At 62.1% G+C, this 16,881-nt stretch carries 18 protein-coding genes; 9 read left to right on the top strand and 9 right to left on the bottom strand.

What is annotated here, in order from left to right; genetic code table 11:
- Positions 1–7: 7 nt before the first annotated feature.
- From ACYP01_RS04270 to ACYP01_RS04255, 4 genes are all read left to right on the top strand, one after another.
- Positions 8–1,210, top strand: coding sequence for a lipid-transfer protein (locus tag ACYP01_RS04270; RefSeq protein WP_459678760.1), 1,203 nt, complete (start codon positions 8–10; stop codon positions 1,208–1,210).
- The gene (locus ACYP01_RS04265) at positions 1,210–2,079 is read left to right on the top strand and encodes a MaoC/PaaZ C-terminal domain-containing protein (protein ID WP_459678759.1); all 870 of its coding nucleotides are present in this window, start codon (positions 1,210–1,212) and stop codon (positions 2,077–2,079) included. Before ACYP01_RS04270 ends, ACYP01_RS04265 begins: the two co-directional genes overlap by 1 nt.
- On the top strand, positions 2,079–2,729 hold the full coding sequence (locus ACYP01_RS04260; protein ID WP_019745318.1) for a PaaI family thioesterase: 651 nt from the start codon (positions 2,079–2,081) through the stop codon (positions 2,727–2,729). The genes ACYP01_RS04265 and ACYP01_RS04260 overlap by 1 nt, the downstream gene beginning before the upstream one ends.
- Positions 2,730–2,807: 78 nt before the next feature.
- Entirely contained in the window at positions 2,808–3,596 is a 789-nt protein-coding gene (locus tag ACYP01_RS04255) for an SDR family NAD(P)-dependent oxidoreductase (protein ID WP_007732675.1), read from the top strand.
- A gap of 31 nt (positions 3,597–3,627) precedes the next feature.
- Here ACYP01_RS04255 and ACYP01_RS04250 read toward each other — a convergent pair whose 3' ends face one another.
- A complete protein-coding gene (locus ACYP01_RS04250; RefSeq protein ID WP_003940537.1) occupies positions 3,628–4,452 on the bottom strand; it encodes a mycofactocin-coupled SDR family oxidoreductase in 825 nt (274 codons plus the stop codon).
- A gap of 135 nt (positions 4,453–4,587) precedes the next feature.
- On the opposite strand from ACYP01_RS04250, the gene ACYP01_RS04245 reads away from it, so the two are divergent.
- Positions 4,588–4,743, top strand: coding sequence for a hypothetical protein (locus ACYP01_RS04245; protein ID WP_003940615.1), 156 nt, complete (start codon positions 4,588–4,590; stop codon positions 4,741–4,743).
- Between the two features lie 40 nt (positions 4,744–4,783).
- Here the strand turns inward: ACYP01_RS04245 and ACYP01_RS04240 are convergent, their stop codons facing one another.
- The 5 genes from ACYP01_RS04240 to casG form a co-directional block, all read right to left on the bottom strand.
- The gene (locus tag ACYP01_RS04240; RefSeq protein WP_459678757.1) at positions 4,784–6,280 is read right to left on the bottom strand and encodes a DUF222 domain-containing protein; all 1,497 of its coding nucleotides are present in this window, start codon (positions 6,278–6,280) and stop codon (positions 4,784–4,786) included.
- A gap of 76 nt (positions 6,281–6,356) precedes the next feature.
- On the bottom strand, positions 6,357–6,872 hold the full coding sequence (locus tag ACYP01_RS04235) for a nuclear transport factor 2 family protein (RefSeq protein ID WP_007732673.1): 516 nt from the start codon (positions 6,870–6,872) through the stop codon (positions 6,357–6,359).
- Between the two features lies 1 nt (position 6,873).
- The gene (locus ACYP01_RS04230; protein ID WP_459678756.1) at positions 6,874–7,770 is read right to left on the bottom strand and encodes a TIGR03619 family F420-dependent LLM class oxidoreductase; all 897 of its coding nucleotides are present in this window, start codon (positions 7,768–7,770) and stop codon (positions 6,874–6,876) included.
- Between the two features lie 13 nt (positions 7,771–7,783).
- Positions 7,784–8,254 carry a nuclear transport factor 2 family protein gene (locus ACYP01_RS04225; protein ID WP_030536992.1) on the bottom strand — a complete coding sequence of 157 codons (471 nt, stop codon included), beginning with the start codon at positions 8,252–8,254 and terminating at the stop codon, positions 7,784–7,786.
- Complete coding sequence (casG, locus tag ACYP01_RS04220; RefSeq protein WP_003940339.1) at positions 8,251–9,912, bottom strand: steroid-24-oyl-CoA synthetase; 1,662 nt, start codon at positions 9,910–9,912, stop codon at positions 8,251–8,253. The genes ACYP01_RS04225 and casG overlap by 4 nt, the downstream gene beginning before the upstream one ends.
- A gap of 254 nt (positions 9,913–10,166) precedes the next feature.
- Between casG and casI the strand changes: the two genes are divergently transcribed.
- From casI to ACYP01_RS04205, 3 genes are read left to right on the top strand one after another with little or no spacing between them, the layout of a single operon-like run.
- Positions 10,167–11,798: a steroid-22-oyl-CoA synthetase gene (gene casI / locus ACYP01_RS04215; RefSeq protein WP_459678793.1), complete on the top strand. Its 1,632-nt coding sequence runs from the start codon at positions 10,167–10,169 to the stop codon at positions 11,796–11,798.
- Entirely contained in the window at positions 11,795–12,625 is an 831-nt protein-coding gene (locus ACYP01_RS04210) for an SDR family NAD(P)-dependent oxidoreductase (RefSeq protein WP_030536994.1), read from the top strand. The genes casI and ACYP01_RS04210 overlap by 4 nt, the downstream gene beginning before the upstream one ends.
- The gene (locus ACYP01_RS04205; protein WP_058037669.1) at positions 12,622–13,503 is read left to right on the top strand and encodes an LLM class F420-dependent oxidoreductase; all 882 of its coding nucleotides are present in this window, start codon (positions 12,622–12,624) and stop codon (positions 13,501–13,503) included. The genes ACYP01_RS04210 and ACYP01_RS04205 overlap by 4 nt, the downstream gene beginning before the upstream one ends.
- 65 nt (positions 13,504–13,568) lie before the next feature.
- Here ACYP01_RS04205 and ACYP01_RS04200 read toward each other — a convergent pair whose 3' ends face one another.
- A complete protein-coding gene (locus ACYP01_RS04200) occupies positions 13,569–14,690 on the bottom strand; it encodes a tyrosine-protein phosphatase (protein ID WP_082239179.1) in 1,122 nt (373 codons plus the stop codon).
- Between the two features lie 55 nt (positions 14,691–14,745).
- On the opposite strand from ACYP01_RS04200, the gene ACYP01_RS04195 reads away from it, so the two are divergent.
- Complete coding sequence (locus tag ACYP01_RS04195) at positions 14,746–14,904, top strand: hypothetical protein (RefSeq protein ID WP_223304510.1); 159 nt, start codon at positions 14,746–14,748, stop codon at positions 14,902–14,904.
- Positions 14,905–14,940: 36 nt separating this feature from the next.
- Here ACYP01_RS04195 and ACYP01_RS04190 read toward each other — a convergent pair whose 3' ends face one another.
- The gene (locus ACYP01_RS04190; protein ID WP_003939753.1) at positions 14,941–15,504 is read right to left on the bottom strand and encodes a GtrA family protein; all 564 of its coding nucleotides are present in this window, start codon (positions 15,502–15,504) and stop codon (positions 14,941–14,943) included.
- Positions 15,505–15,569: 65 nt separating this feature from the next.
- Positions 15,570–16,775, bottom strand: coding sequence for an enhanced intracellular survival protein Eis (locus ACYP01_RS04185; RefSeq protein WP_459678753.1), 1,206 nt, complete (start codon positions 16,773–16,775; stop codon positions 15,570–15,572).
- Positions 16,776–16,881 lie beyond the last annotated feature (106 nt).

The following is a 16,881-nucleotide window of genomic DNA, read 5'->3' as shown; positions in this document are numbered from 1 at the left end:
CCTGCACATGAGCAATCGCACCTTCGTCATCGGCGTCGGCATGACCAAGTTCGAGAAGATCGAGACCCGCGACTGGGAATACCCGGACATGGTGACCGAAGCCGTCTCGAATGCCCTGACCGATGCCGGGATCGGCTACGGCCAGATTCAGCGTGCTGCGGTCGGTTACGTGTTCAACGCGTCGACAGCAGGACAGCGAGCTCTCTACGAGACCGGTCTGACCGGCATTCCGATCTTCAACGTCAACAACAACTGCGCGACCGGCTCGACGGCGCTGATGATGGCGCGCGAGTGGGTCCAGGCCGGACAAGCCGAGTGCGCCTTGGCCGTCGGCTTCGAGAAGATGACCAAAACGGCGTTGACCGGTAACGGTGAGATGCCCAAGGTCACGACCTTGGACTCTCAGCTGAAGATCATGGTCGAGGATTACGGGTTCGCCCGATCGCCGATGACAGCTCAGCTGTTCGGTAACGCTGCCGTCGAGCACATGAAGAAGTACGGCACCACGGTCGAGCAGATCGCAGCGGTGGCGGTTAAGAATCACAAGCATTCGGTGAACAATCCGTACGCACAGTTCCGTGACGAGTACACCCTCGAACAGGTACTCGGCGACAAGATGATTCACGAGCCGCTGACACGTTCGCAGTGCTCGCCGACCTCGGACGGCGCCGGAGCCGCGATCGTCGTGAGCGAGAAGTTCGTGCGTGAGCACGGCCTCGAAGACCGGGCGATCGAAATCGTCGCACAGGCGTTGACCACTGACACCGAGGCAGCGTTCGCCGAGAAGTCGATGATCGACGTGGTCGGCGCGCCGATGACGGCAGCGGCCGCCGAGCAGGTCTTTGCCGAAGCCGGCATCAGCATCGACGACGTCGATGTCATCGAACTGCACGACTGCTTCGCGATCAACGAGATCATCACCTACGAAGGTCTCGGAATGTGTGGCGCCGGCGAAGGCGGAAAGCTCGTCGAATCCGGTGCCACGACGTACGGCGGCCAGTGGGTCGTCAACCCGTCTGGCGGTCTGATCTCGAAGGGCCACCCGCTGGGTGCCACCGGGCTGGCACAGTGTGCCGAACTGACGTGGCAGCTTCGCGGGACCGCAGACGCTCGCCAGGTCGAAGGCGCACGAATCGGATTGCAGCACAACCTCGGACTGGGCGGCGCGTGCGTCGTGACCGTCTACCGAGCCGGAACTTTGGAGAACTGATGGCTATCGATCTCGAGGTGGCATTGTCCGCCGAACCGACTGTGCGCGAAGCGTCGTGGACCGACCGCGACGTCATGCTCTACCAGTTGGGGCTCGGCGCCGGCGTGAACGCTCTGGATCCCGCCGAGCTCACCTGGGTGTACGAAAAGGGTCTGAAGGTGCTCCCGACCTTTGCAATGGTTGCAGGCCAGGGAGTTTCGGCGGGTGTACTGCCCGCAGCGTCGATGAGTATGCCGGGAATCGACATCGACCTGCGCAAGATTTTGCACGGTGGGCAGTCGCTGACACTTCACGCGCCGATCCCGTCGACGGGTGCTGCTCGTATTTCCACTCGTATCGCTGACGTGTGGGACAAGGGCAAGGCTGCCGTCATCGTGCTCGAGACGGCGGCCGAGGACCTTGACGGGAATCCGTTGTGGACCACCGGAATGCAGATCTGGGCCCGCGGCGAAGGTGGCTTCGGCGGCAGCGCCGGTCCCGAAGTTGTTGCCGGGGTGCCTGACCGGGCGCCCGACAAGGTACTGACGTCGAGCACGAGTACCTCACAAGCTCTGGTGTACCGACTCAGTGGAGACATGAACCCGCTGCACGCTGATCCCTCCTTCGCGAAGATGGCGGGATTCGACGCTCCGATTCTGCACGGTCTGGCGTCGTACGGCATCGTCTGCAAGGCGGTGGTCGACGGAATTCTCGACGGAGATCCGACGCGGGTGAAGAACTACTCGGTGCGGTTCGCCGGTTCGCTCGTCCCCGGCGAATCCATCACCACCTCGGTATGGCAGGACGGCAACACACTGACCTTGACGGCGACGTGCCCCGAGCGCGAGAACTCCCCGGTTCTCACACACGCAACAATGGAGATCAACTGATGGACCTCGGCACGCACCCCACGGCAGCCACACACCCGGGCGGCACGATTCTGACGTCGCCGCCGCAGGACGCCCCGGTCGACCGGGCCACGGCAGCAGCGCGTCGCGTTGTCGACGCGATGCTGCGCACCGACCGCGGAAACGCCAATCTGGACCGGGTTGCGGAGGAGCTCAACAGCATTGCCGAGCACCTCGAGCAGCACTCACCCGAGGTGGCCGAGCGCTTGATCGACATGTGGAACGGTGAGGGCGTGACTCGTCACGACCCCGTGACCGGCCCCGAGAACGCCATTGCGCCGCCGCTCGTTCTGGAAGGGCTCGCTGACGGGTCGGTGCAGGGAGTGGTCACGTTGACGCTGCCGTACCAGGGCCCTCCCGGCCATGTGCACGGCGGTGTTTCGGCGCTGCTGCTCGATCACGTTCTCGGCGTCGCGAACGCCTGGGGTGGAACTTCCGGCATGACAGCACAATTGAGCACTCGGTACCATCGCCCGACTCCGCTGTTCGAGCCCCTCACGATCAGCGGCAAATTCCTGTCCAAGGACGGCCGCAAGATTCACACCGTCGGTGAGATCAAAACTGCGGACGGCGAATTGTGTGTGTCGGTAGAGGGACTGTTCATCGACAAGACCGTGCCGCGCCCCAGGTAGGGGCTTCGCCCCCGTGCGCCTTTTTGGTAGTGGGAACTACCAAAAAGGCGCACAGGGGTTCTGACGAAGGAGGGCCCAGTGGGCAAGCTCGACGGACGTGTAGCAGTGGTCACCGGTGCCGGTATGGGCATCGGGCGCGGAGTGGCGGGCGCGTTCGCGCGTGAAGGCGCGTCGGTGTTGGTTGCCGAGATCGACGAGGCAGCGGGCCTCGAAACCACCCAGTGGTTGCGGGACGAATGGGGCGCGGAGGCGGAATTCGTCCGGACCGACGTCACTGACAAAGCTCAGGTTGTTGCCATGGTCGACAAGTCCGTCGAGCGGTTCGGACGCCTCGACATCCTGGTCAACAATGCTTGGCGGACTTTCGGTTTCGCTCGGCTCGAGAAGATGACCGACGAGCAATTGCGCGGCGGTTTCGACATGGCAGTGATGGCGGCATTCTGGGCGATGCAGGCTGCCCTGCCGGAACTGGAGCGTCACGGCACGGGCCGCGTGATCAACATGTGCAGCCTCAACGGCGTGAATGCTCACATGTACTCGGTGCAGTACAACGCGGCGAAGGAAGCATTGCGAACCCTGACTCGCACTGCTGCCCGCGAGTGGGCTCCCAAGCAGGTGAACTGCAACGTCATCTGTCCCGGTGCGCAGAGTGCGGCGTACAAGCGTGTCGCCGAAGCCAATCCGGAGAACGTGGCAGTGATGGCCGCACAGAACCCGATGGGGCGGATCGGCGATCCCCTCGACGACATCGGCCCCGTTGCGGCCTTCCTGGCAAGTGACGACAGCCGTTACGTCACCGGCAACACCCTCTTCGTCGACGGTGGTGGGCACATCAACGGCGTGCAGTGGGCGCCGACCGTCGACTGATCGACGGCGACTCGGCCGGTGTATCCGGCGTCTATTTGGCCGTGAACCCGGCGTCGACCGGCAACGCGATACCTGTGACGTATCGAGCCTGATCCGAAACCAGCCAGGCTATCGCGTTGCTGACGTCGGCAGCTTCGATCAACTCGACATTCAAGAGGTTGCCCACGTCGGCTCCGCTCGATGTCGGGGAGTCCGCAAACAGCTTCGCGACCGCGTCGTTGACGACCATCGGTGTATTCGCGCCAGTCGGGTGCACGGAGTTGACACGAATATTGTGGGGAGCAAGCCAGTGCGACCACGTGCGCCCAAGCCCCACGATGGCGTGTTTACTCGCGCAGTAGCCGTCGGATCCGCCGGTGCCGTCACCTCCACGACCGACAAGTCCCAGAGTTGATCCGGTAAGGACTATTGCGCCACCTGTACCTTGTTCGATCATCGCGGGCGCTGCTGCCTGGACGGTATTCCAGACGCCGAATAGGTTGACCTCCATCTGGTCGCGGAAGGCGCGAGCATCGTCGATATCCGGGGACATCATGCCGATACCGGCGTTGGCCAGGACGATGTCGACGCTGCCCAGCTCCGCAATTCCTTCGGATACCGCAGTTCGCAGTGCGGACAGATCGCGAACATCCACTTCTCGCGCGACGATACTTCGTCCCAGGTTCTCGACCGCTGCTGTTGTCTGCCGCAAATCGTCGGCGGTTCCCATCGGGTACGCCACCGATTCGATCTGACGGCAGATGTCGAGCGCAATGATGTTCGCGCCCTCCTGCGCCAATCGCACGGCGTGGCTCCTGCCCTGACCTCGGGCGGCCCCGGTGATCAGTGCGGTTTTGCCTTCCAACTGTCCGGGCATGCGTGCTCCGTCCGTCGTGAATCATGATTACTCGGTCATGAGTACTGACCCGAGGGGACAGCGAAATTCGTCGCCGGCGACGTAGTCTGAGTTCAGTTACAGCGGGAACTCGCTTCGGAAGAGAAGAGGCTCGGGATGTCCGATTGGGTGAAGAAGGTCGAAGCTGAAGCCAAAGGGCTCCTCGCCGAGGCGGAAGAAGAGCTGACCGTCCTCGAAGGTGTCGACACCATAGATCCGCTTGCCGACGACGATCCGGCACCAGAAGACGGCACCAAGCCGACGTCAGACTGACCCTGCGACCCGTCGGCGCGCCTCGACACCGCTCGGTATCTCAGAACGGTGGCGGGTCGTCCCCGTAGTCGATGGGTTCTCGGCGGGCTCGCGGTGATTTCCGCCGCTTGTATTGAACGTGCTCCTCTGCTCGTTTCTGTATCCGTCGGCGCTGGCGATTGCGTTCACTCTGGATACGGGCAGCTTTGTTCTCCGCCTGGGTCCGCCGATTTCGACCGCCCTGGGGCGGTGTCGGTTCGTGCGATCCAGCCATCAATCCTGCGGGTCGCGTTCGGTAACAATGCCCGGTCGGCGACGTCAGCGACATGGTCCGATCCTCGTTCGACGTGAACCGCCACCGGTCGGAATGCTTGAGGCGATGATGGTTGCGGCAGAACGCACTCATATTCGACGCGACCGTTTTACCGCCGCATTCGGGGTCGCCGTGATGGAACGGTTCATTGTGGTCCAGATCGGAATTCCAGGCCGGGACATCACAATGCAGCCATTGGCAGCTGCCCGCGATGATCCGTAACCAGGTATCGAGAACGGCGCCCGGTCGGTAGACGCGCGCCGAAGCAGGCACCGGCTCTGCGACGTCATCAGCAGGTGCTCGGACGTTTCGAATTACGGCGTCACGGGCGATATCGCGAGCATGCTCAGCGCTGATCACCCCGTACCCGTCGAGGTGGGCGGGCTCGCCGCCACCGTGCAGAGTGGAATCAGTCATCACGACGTGAACCACGGGCCGACGAACGACAACACCACCGCTACGATCCTGCGGGCAATCAGCTCGGCCACAGTTGCACGGCAAGAATTGTGATCCGTTGGTCAACTCGAAGAGCGCGTCGGCTCGTCGCTGCTCGTACGTTCGAGAGTCGTTTCGGCATACCGACACTGCCAACTCGCGTAGTCGGCCGTCGAATGCCCGAGCCTGCTCTGCCGGAACGCTTCCCAAGATCTTTGCCATCCCGTCCTCGGCAGCGCTGACCCCGACGAAGCGATCGGTGAGAGCACGGCGTCGGCGTTCTCGCATACCTTCCGGGTCCACCATCGCCACGATCCGATCGATCGCCGCTGTCAGTCGCCTTCCCGTCAAGCCCGTTCCGCCTGCTACTGGTGGGGCGAGAACCTGCTCGAGCAGTAGTCGTTCCACCTCGTCGATCAATTCGTCTTTCACGTTCGCGGTCGCGGAATCGATCAAACCAACTCGGTACAGATCCAACTCGCCACGCGCCATCGCCGCTCGAGTGCGATGCAGACGAGTCTTTAACGAGAACCCCAACCCGATCAGCTTGCCGGCAGCCGCGCGACCCATCGTCAGTGACGCACCGACTTCCGATTCAGCCAACTCGTGTGCGGTCGACGACCACGCACCACTGGCGACATGCTCCGAGCTTCGCCGCGAAAAGAACTCGGCAATCACAGCGAGCTTGCATTCGACCAGCATCGCCTCGCATGCATGCAGATCGGTCATGAGATCAACCAGCGCACAATCAGTTTCGGTACCGGTCAGCTGTGCTGAGATACCGAAGAGCTCTGTTGTCGGGTTGACCATGCATCGATCTTATTCGAATATGCGTTCGAATGGCGTCGAATTCTTAAATCAGTCGGAATAGTCGGTTTCCTGAATTTCAGTGCATCTCAAGGGTTAGTCGTAATGCTGTCAGCGGATCCGAGGCATCTCGACGCCCACGCGGACCAGGCCCTTCGGGGTTGACGAAGCGGCCCTCGTCCGAGCGAGTCCACTCGCGTACGGCCCATCTCTCCTTGATCGCCCAACGGCCGTCGCGCCGCTCCATGTGGTCGATGAACCGCGCACCACTGGTGAAGTTGATCATTCCGATGTCTTCGGGCCCGCCCCAGTGTGTGGACATCGAATACGCCTCGCTGATCGCGTGGTCGCCGTGCAGTTCGACCAGGTGGTTGCCGATGTGGTGCATCGTGCCGCCGATCGCGGAGAGTTTTGTTGTGGCCCAGGCGATGTACTCGTCGATGGTGCCGTCGAATCCGGTGTGATGGTCGATCGCGTCCGGGTGGTAGGCGCTGCGGACGAGATCGAAGTCGAGGCGATCGATGCCGCGGCAGTACGTCAGAACCACCTCACGAATTGCCTGCTTGTCGATGAGATCCTGCAGTGCCTGGTCCATGTCACGCCTCCTTGATGCTGGTCATCCAGTCGAGTAATTCTGGTAGTTCTTCGGCAGCGCAATCGAATACGGCAGGCCGAAGCACCACGGCAGACGCGCCGCGGCCGGACCAGTCCAGGACCTTGTCAGCGGTTGCCGAGAGGTCGACGGACCGATTGTCGCGCCGAACCGGCGCCGCAGACACTTGCACACGTGCGGTATCCGGCTCGCGGTCGTGGGCTTCGAACGTGTTGCGCAGCAATGTGACACTGTCGGTGAACGTTCCCAGGTCGGTCGGGTTCACGGTCCAACCGTCGGCGACGCGTGCTATGCGGTCGAAGTTCCGCTGGCTTGGTCCGAAACCGAAGAGCACCGGTACGCGATTTTGGATCAACAGCGGGAGGCTGTGGTAGTTCTCGAAGGCGAAGTCGCGTCCCTTGAAGGTGGCCGGAGCATTGGTCCACAGTTCGCGACACGCTGCGACAGCCTCCTCCATGCGCCCGAATCGCGCGTCGAAAGGCATGTTGGTAGCGGTGTATTCGGCTTCTTGCCAACCGACGCCGAAACCCATGACGGCTCGACCTTCGGACAATGAGTCGAGAGTTGCAACCTGTTTGGCAAGCAGGGCGGCTGGGCGAACAGTGGCGATCAGAACCGATACTCCGAGGCGAGCGCGTTTGGTCACCGCGGCGATCGAGGAAAGAAGTGAAATCGGTTCGTACCAAGGGTGATCCAACGGGAACAAGAAGTTGTGTTCGGCTACCCGCTGAGCGTGTGCTTCGGCATTGAACCCGAGATGATCGCCGGTGCAGATCAGATCGATCCCGGCACGGTCAGCACGCGCGGCGAAGTCCAGAACCGGGCGAATCTTGCCGTCGAACAGGGCCTCGAGGCCCAAGATGTTGACGCCGATTTCCACAGTCGTCGTTCCTCTACAGTGCCCGCTTGGCATGCGCGGACATCTCGCCCATGTTGTCCAGACAGAAGAGTCTCGAGCTGAACTGCCACGACCCGTCGACGCAGGTGAAGCGATCGAAGTAGCGCCCCGCCAGAATGGGTTGCAGGGCAAGATCTTCGGTACCTTGGATGACCGTGACGTACGAGAGTGCCGTCGCTGATTCACCGTCGACCGCGATTCGCGTGTTGGTCAGCAGATGTTTGGTTCGTGGAACCGGCGGATCACCGTACATTCGAATGAAGCCGCTGCAGGCTGCGAACACTGCGTCGGCGTCGGACGAAATGAGCGTGGTGGCAACCCCGTCCGGCCCGCACTGCCCGTAGTCGGACGAAGCGAACAATGCAGCGACTTCACGCAATCGGCCCTGATCGATCAGATGCGTGTACTCGCAGAGCAGGTCACGGATCGCCGACTCGGCGACGATCCGTGACAGCTCCGCGGTCATACGGTGATCTCGCGCCGAACCATCTTGCCGGTTGCATTGCGAGGCAGCAGATCGCTGGTGATGCGCCACTTCGACGGCACCTTGAAATAGGACAGTCGCTCGGCAGCGTAATCACGCAGCTCCGCCTCCGTTGTGGCGGCTCCGGGACGCAGGACAACCACGGCGGACACTTCCTGGCCGAGGTCGGGGTGCGGCATGCCGATGACAGCGCACTCGATCACGTCGGGGTGTTCGTCGAGCGTCTGCTCGATCTCGGTGGGGTAGACGTTCTCGCCGCCACGCAGAATCAGGTCGGAACGACGACCGGTGAGACGGAGACGCCCGTTCTCGATTACGCCGAAATCGCCGGTGCGGAGCCAGCGTCCGGGGGCAATTGCCGACTCGGTCGCCTCGTCGTTCTCCCAGTATCCGAGCATGACGAAGGGGCTGCGTACGCACACTTCACCTTCGATGCCGTCCGGCAGCCATTCGCCGAAGGGATCGCGAATCTCCATCGAGACGGTGATGATCGGACGCCCGAGAGTGCCTGGGAACTCTTCGAGTTCGGCGCCGACGGCGACCGCAATGGCGGTGCTGCATTCGGTGAGGCCGTAGCTGTCGACCAGAGCATTGCGTGCGAACGGCACCTGCTCCTTGAGGCGTTCTTTGAACGCGGGCGACGACGGCGCGGATGCCAGCGAGAATGCAGTCAGTGAAGAGACGTCGTACTTGGCGATGTTGCCGTGCTCGAGTAGCCGCGATGCCATCGTGGGGACAGCACCCCAGTTGGTGACACGCTCGCGTTCGACCAACCCGAGCACCTTGTCGACGTCGAAGCCGCCCTCGGTCAGGATGACGGCACTGCCCGTAGCGAGACGGGGAACCACCAGATTGTGAAGGCTGGCGATGTGGAAGAGCGGGGAGGTGAGTAGATAACGCAGTGGGCTCGGCTTGGAAGCGTCGTACTCACGGCCGGTGAATGCAGCGCCGATCGCGTCGCTGTACTTGTGGTAGTCGACGACGGCCATCACGTTGCGGTGCGAGTGGAGTGCGCCCTTGGGGCGGCCACTGGTACCACTGGTGAACAAGATGACGGCAGGATCGTCCTCGTCGATGTCGGTGCTCGGCACGTCGGAGCCTGCATACTCCGCGATGAGCGCGGGCAGATCCTCTTCCATGGTGAGGACCGTGATGTCTGCCGGCAGTTCGGGGAGGGCGGCGCCGCGCTTGGCGTCCACGACCAGAACCTTCGGACGTGAGAGCTCGATCCCGTGGGTGACCTCGCGTGGAACCCACCAACCGTTGAGTCCGACAGCGATCGCGCCGAGCGCCTGCGTCGCGAAGAACGTCATGACCCATTCGGGAGTGTTGGCAGCGAGGATGCCCACACGGTCGCCCTTGCGGACTCCGTACTTGTCCCGCAGAGCAGTTGCCAGCGCGGCGACGGAATCGGCGTGCTCGGTGAACGAGATTCGACGATCGCTGGTGACGAGATAGTCGCCGTCGCCCCAGGCGCGAGATGCCGAGATGAGTTCACCGATGGCGTGACCACGGTTCTTCATCACGGGCATTATGGTGCCGAGAACCTCTTCTTCGACGATCTCGAATGGCCCACCTGGACCGGTGAGGCGTGAGACCGCCTGGTCCAGAAGCAACTGCGGATCTGCGGGGGCAGTCATGGAATGGCCTTTCGTATTGTGGCGCTTTTCACGTCACAAAATCTCACGAGAAAATCATATCTGTGGCGGCGGTTACCACTGAGCGAGACTGGGACGGTTCCGGCTCTGAGGCGTCGATACGTTCGAGTCGTATCGCAGTTGGAGTAATCGACATTCCGATATCGACTAGGACACAGGACACGATGACGAACACCGCCACCGAAGCATCTTCGAATGCAGCTCTTGCAGCTCCTCAGCGCGAGGACGTCGCGCAGATGTTGATCGACCGTCTCGGTGATCAGCACCTGGGTCTGCGGACGCGGACGCAGGACTGGAGCTGGGACGAGGTGGTGCGCGAGAGCGCAGCGCGCGGCTCGCTGGCGAAGTCGCTTCGCGCGCCCGGACCGTTTCACATCGGAGTTCTTCTCGAGAACGATCCGGAGTTCCTGTTCTGGCTCGGCGGCGCGGCCCTGACCGGGGCCACGATCGTCGGCATCAATCCGACCAGGCGTGGAGCTGAACTCGAGGCTGAGGTCCGGTACGTCGACTGCCAGCTGATCGTCACCGACAAAGCAGGCTACGAGAAGCTTGCCGGCCTGGACCTCGGGCTGACCGAAGATCGTTTCGTCCTGGTCGACGACGCGTCGTACCCGGACAAGATTGCAGCACATCACGTCGAGTCGCCTCAGATCGACCTCGGTGTCGACGCGTCGACGCTGTTCTTGCTTCTCTTCACCTCGGGCACTACCGGAATGTCCAAGGCAGTGCGGTGCAGCCAGGGGCGTCTGACGCGGTTGGCCTACGCGAACTGCGCCAAGTACGACATCGACCGCGACGACGTCTGCTACTGCTGCATGCCGCTCTTCCACGGCAACGCGTTGATGGCTCTGTGGGCGCCGGCCCTTTCGCAGGGAGCTACGGTCTGCCTCGTTCGTAAGTTCACCGCATCGGGATTCATGCCGGACGTTCGGTTTTACGGCGCAACATATTTCACCTACGTCGGTAAGGCCTTGGGGTATCTCATGGCGACGCCGGAACTGCCCGACGACATCGAGAACACCCTCACCCACGGCTTCGGGACCGAGGCGTCGCCGGGGGACAAGGCAGAGTTCATCCGTCGTTTCGGTGCACAACTTTTCGAGGGATACGGTTCGAGTGAAGGTGCCGGTTCAGTAGTGCTCGATCCGAACCAACCTGCCGGAGCGCTGGGCCGTCCCGCGGGCGAGAACATCGTCATCGTCGATCCCGATACGCGCGAAGAGCGACCCCGCGCAATTCTCGACGAGCACGGTCACGTGCTGAACCCCGACGAATCCATCGGCGAGATGGTCGACAAGGCCGGATCGAAGAAGTTCGAGGGGTACTACAAGAACGAAGACGCGATCGCCGAGAAGATTCGCCACGGTTGGTACTGGACAGGCGATCTCGGCTACGTCGACGAGGCCGGCTTCATCTACTTCGCGGGACGCAAGGGCGACTGGATCCGCGTCGACGGTGAGAACACCTCGGCTTTGATGATCGAGCACATCCTGCGTCGGCACCCCAAAGTGATTGCCACGGGTGTCTTCGCGGTACCGGATCCGCGTTCGGGTGATCAGGTCATGGCTGCGATCGAGGTCGCCGATCTCGCCGATTTCGATCCGGTCGAGTTCGCCGACTACCTTGCCGCGCAGGCGGATCTGGGTACCAAGGCAGCGCCACGATTTGTTCGCGTTTCGACCGACCTGCCCGTCACGGGCTCCAACAAGGTACTCAAACGTGAACTTCAAGCCGATCGCTGGCGGACCGACGAACCAGTGTTCCACTGGGTGGGCCGAGGCACTCCCGAATACACGTTGATGACCGAAGCTGACGTGGTGAACCTGGAGAAGGAGTTCGAGACGCACGGCCGCACGCGGTTCCTGTGAGTGAAGTTGCGCTGGTGACCGGCGCTTCCCGGGGGATCGGCCGAGAGTGCGCGCTGGCATTCGCGCGCGCCGGATTCGACGTTGCAATCACTGCTCGCACCGTTCGTGAAGGAGAGGGGCGGGCAGCCCCGCGAACGAGGCAAGGCGAGCAAGTGATTCCGGTGCCCGGCAGCCTGGAGACGACGGTTGCCGAGATCGAGTCCTTCGGTGTGCGCGCATTGGCCGTTCCGATGAACCTGCTCGATCTGGCATCCGTCCGCGGCGCCGGTGAACGGGTGCTGGCCGAGTGGGGACGTGTCGACGTGCTGGTGAACAACGCCTATGCGCAGACTGTCGGAAACATGGACCGGGTGCTCGACATCGAGATCGACGACGCTCAGGCGATGGCGATCGGGAATTATCTGCACCAACTCGCTCTGGTCCAGGTGATACTCCCGTCGATGATCAAGAGCGGCAACGGCGTAGTGGTCAATCTGGCATCGGGTTCGGCGACCATGGATCCGCCTGCGCCTCCCGGCGAGGGTGGTTGGGGTCTGTCGTACGCCGCGTCGAAGGCGTCGTTCGGACGTATTGCCGGAGCGATCAACTCCGAGTACCGAGACGCCGGAATCAAAGCGTTCAACCTGAGTCCGGGATTTGTCATCACGGAATCAGGGAAAGCCCGTGGTGGCGCGGACGCAATCGTGGACGCCGGATTTGCGGCCACACCGGCATCCGTACCCGCTGCAGCGGCGGTGTGGCTTGCAACAGATCCCGATGCGGACCGGTACCTCGGTCGCGTCGTGGATGGTCCGAAATTGATGGCGACACTGGAGGAAACGGTATGAAGCTCGGCGTGGTCGTTCCGGTCGAACTGGGTCGAAGCGGAGACCCTGATTGGATTCTGCAATTCGCCCGTGCGGCCGAGTCGCTGGGTTTCGACGAGATCTCGGCAGTGGAGCACTCGGTGGTCATCGCCGACACCGAGAGCGAGTACCCCTATTCTCCGACCGGAAAATCGCATCTTCCCGATGACTGCGACATCCCGGATCCGCTCGAACTGCTTTCGTTCGTGGCGGGTGCCACAACCACTTTGGGCTTGTCCACTGGAGTTCTGGTGCTGCCCAATCACAATCCGGTAGTGCTCGCCAAACGATTGGCGACGCTCGATCGCCTTTCCGGTGGGCGATTGCGCATCTGCCTCGGCCTGGGATGGATGAAGGAAGAGATCGAGGCGTGCGGCGGTGACTTCGAGCGCCGCGGCAAGGTAGCCGATGAGGCCATCGCGGTGATGCGTTCACTCTGGGCGGGCAAGGAAGCAGTCGATTTCGACGGCGATTACTTCTCGTTCAAGGGTGCGTACAGCTGGCCGAAGCCGCACCGCGAATCCGGAGTTCCGCTCTACATCGGTGGACACAGTCTCGCTGCTGCTCGGCGAGCAGGCCGGTTGGGTGACGGTTTCCAGCCGCTGGGACTGGCCGGTGAAGATCTCGACAAGGCTGTAGCGGCGATGAAAGCGGCTGCGGTGAAGGCAGATCGAGATCCTGCCGACGTATCGCTGGTACTCGGTGCGACACTGCCCAGGCTCGACGAAGCGAAACTCGACTGGGCACGCGGGTTGGGAGCCGATCGAATCGTGTTGTCCGCGAGTCGTCGTGGCACGTCGCTGGAACTGATCATCGACGAAATGGCCGAATGCTCGAAGCGGCTGGGGCTGAGTAACTAGGAGTGCGGGCGTGACCGGCAGCCATCGGAGCGGCTGCCGGTCATTGCTGTCGGAACGTCGATCAGTTATTGCTTGGTCAGCAATTTACTCCGGAGCTTTGCGATCGTGTCGGCGTCAAGTTTCAGCACGTCCTGCGAAAACTTCTCCCACCCACCGAACTGGTCGCGAATCTTGTCGAGTACTGGCTGAATCTGGCTGGGACGCTGCTCCATCAACGGTTTCAACAGATCGACATCGATTCCTTTCGAAGACAGAAAGGTGTAGGTCTGTTCGTTCTTGGCTTTGTTGTAGGTGTTCGACAGGACGAAGTCGTCGACGATGGTCTTGTCAGGAACACCCAGAATGCCGAGAAGTAGAGCTGTCATCAGTCCAGTGCGGTCTTTGCCTGCCGTGCAGTGGTAAGCGACTGCGGACTCGGAATCGGCGATGGTCCGTAGGGCTTGGGAATACCCGGCCATTCCGTCAGGCTTGGACAGTTGGTCGACGGCGCCGGTGTCGCTGATCCGGACGGCTTCACCGCCCCCGAGCACCTGCTCCACGATTGCAGGGTCACCAGATTTCAGGGCACTCGTAATCGCTGTGGCAAGAGCCTGAGTGCCGGCATCCAGGACTGCCGTGTTGACCACTTTCACGTTCGCGGGAACCTTGTCTGCTCCGTCCTTTGCGATCTCGCTGTCACCTCGGAAATCGACAACGGTCCGGATGCCTGCGTTCTCGATCGTTTGTTGATCGTCAGCAGTCAGATCGCTCAAGCGGTCGCCACGAAAAACCAGGCCCCACTTGACTGATCGGCCGTCGGCTGTCTCGTATCCGCCGACATCACGCACGTTGGCTGCGCCCTGCAGCGTCACGTGGCGGGTTGACGCGATGGTGGAAGTGCCGTCCTCGTCTATGACCTCGAAGTACCAGCGTGACAGTGGGTCGAGGCCGTCGACCTCAGTGGAGAAGCCGTCGACCGTGCCAATTTCCTTTCCTTCTGCGGCTGGGTTTTTCGGGTCGGTGGCGGCGAATACACGCACCTTTTCCGAGCCGCCGTGTTCCCAGACCAGTGAGTAGTGTCCGGCGGACGCTGATGTCACGTCGAGGTCGGTCGGCGTTTTCGCCGACTCGGCCTTGCTGCATGCGCCGAGTACGAGCATGAGTCCTGCCGCCGACAGCGCAAGAACTCGAGTTTTGCAAGTAGCCATGGGTCCTCCGAATCCAATTGGAAATCGGAGGCTACGCACCAGTGATCACTGTGTCGTGACCGTGTTGTGCAGAGCGGGAAAACTGCAGGCTGGAGTGCTTGTCGCCGATGATGATCAGGGATGGGCCAGCCCGTTCAGGAGCATCGCGCCGACAAAGATGGCACTGCTTGCGCGGGCGCTGCAGGACGGGTTGATCGCAATCGACGAACTCTGATCGAAGCGCGAGCGATCGGGTGCGTCGATCCGGGAGTCAGTCGAGGGCGGTGGCGTCGGTTGTCGGCGTCTTGGTGCCGGGAGTCGCTTCGATGTCGAGAACGACCTGGCTGTCGGTGGCTTCTTCGGGGAAGACGTACCGACGCATGGCCCACCAGCGGAAGGCCGTCGCCAGCAGGGTCCCGATGATCGATCCGCTGATGAAGTCCGCGAAGTTTTCCATCAACACCGACACCTCGGGTTGACGCAGATGGAACACGTACCGGGAGGTCCAGAGTGGTACCTGGTTGATGGCCAAACCGATACCCGCGACGATGAAGAACAGAGCGGCCTCGTGATGGCGCTGTCGACCACCGCGCTGCGCAAACGACCATTCGCGGTTGAGGACGTAGGACAGAACCGTCGCGATCAGGACCGCAAGGATGTTGGCCGTCACCGGGTGCTGAGGCAGAACCGTCCACTTGATGCCGAAGAACAGCACCGTGGTGACGATGAAGGCGATGCCGCCGACCACCAGGAACTTGAGCATTTCTGCGTGCGGCAGGACGCGCACGAGAACCCGCTCAGGAAGCCTATTGACCATCTTTTCGACAAACGCCATTGTTCGAGGCTAACCCTGAATACGACCGACGGCACAAATCGTCGATGCCCGTGTCGGCAAGATCATCAGAATCCGTACCCGAGAATTGCGGGCTTCTGCGCGTTGAAAGCGAAGTCGAAATTCAGGATCTCCTGCGGATCGGACGCGTGGAGTCGGTGCGCCGCCGCGAAGGTCTTGGCCTGGTGCTCGCCCAGGTACAAGCTGCTCAGGACATCAGAGGGCATCGTGATCGCAGGCACCGCGTCAGTGGCCGTACAGGTGGCCTTGCCGTCCTTGACCTGAAGTGCGAAGGTTCCGCCGGCCTTCAGGAACGGATCTTCGACCTTGATGACTGTGTCCAGGTCAGCAGCATATTCACGAGCCTCGAGAGCCGCGGGAACGTCCATGATGCGCAGCCACAGTCGATCGGAGCGCGTCGTCGTCCGGGCAAGGCGGTAGTCCGAGAGCATCAGCCGGAGTGGATCGGCAGGATGCTGGCGTGTCTCGATCCGGGTGACGAGGTCGAGGCCGCAGATCGTGCGCCACAGCGCCGCGTGCGCATCTTCGGTGATCGTCACGAACTCGTCGATCCGGGCGATGCTGTCGCGGCCCTCGCTCGTGTGCCGGTAAGCGATGTATCCGTCCGCGTGTGTCAGAAAGAACAGTCCGGAGGCGCCGTCACGATCCTCGGACGGGTCGGCGAACATGTGGTCCCAGAGTGGTTGCGGACGGACCTGAGCGCCGGGTGTCTGCAGTCGCCAGCGGTCGTAGATCTCGGGAAGAAGCGTCGAGGCAGCATTGATGTCGACGATGGACACGCCACCGTTGTCGGGCACCTCGGGGCGGAATCGTGCGAAGCGGCGATCGAGGGTGATGCCTTCGCTGAAGGTGGCCGGGCCGTATCCGAAGCGGTTGTAGATGCCGGCCTCGCTGGCCGTCAGGGCCGCAAGTGGTGCTCCGGTCGACTCGATGTGGGCGTGAAGTGCAGTGAACATCGAGCGTAGGACACCACGTCGACGGTGAGTCGGGGCGACGGATACCCAGGTGATTCCGCGCGTGGGGAGTTGGCGTCCGCCGGGCACGGTGAATTCCATGTCGATTTCGATGGCCACGCCGACGGGTAGGTCACCGTCGACGGCGAGGATGATGTCCTCGGGCTTGTAGAGCGCCTTCGTCAGTTCGCTGACCGCGGGAGACGGGTGAAAACCGAACCCCACCGAGTCGAGTAGTTGGAGAGCCGGCCAGTCGCTCTCGGTAGCGGTGCGGATGGTGATCTTGTTTTCGGGGCTCACGTATATCGACTTTGGCATAGATTGCGTGAAGACGCACATGAATATCGGGGCTGACGTTTCCGCACCGGCTCCCAGGGGTACCGCCCGACGGACCAGTCCTGCGGCA

It is taken from the genome of Rhodococcus sp. no. 34 (assembly GCF_054589475.1).
The sequence above is the reverse complement of the archived record's forward strand: the minus strand, read 5'-3'. Positions and strand labels throughout refer to the sequence as shown.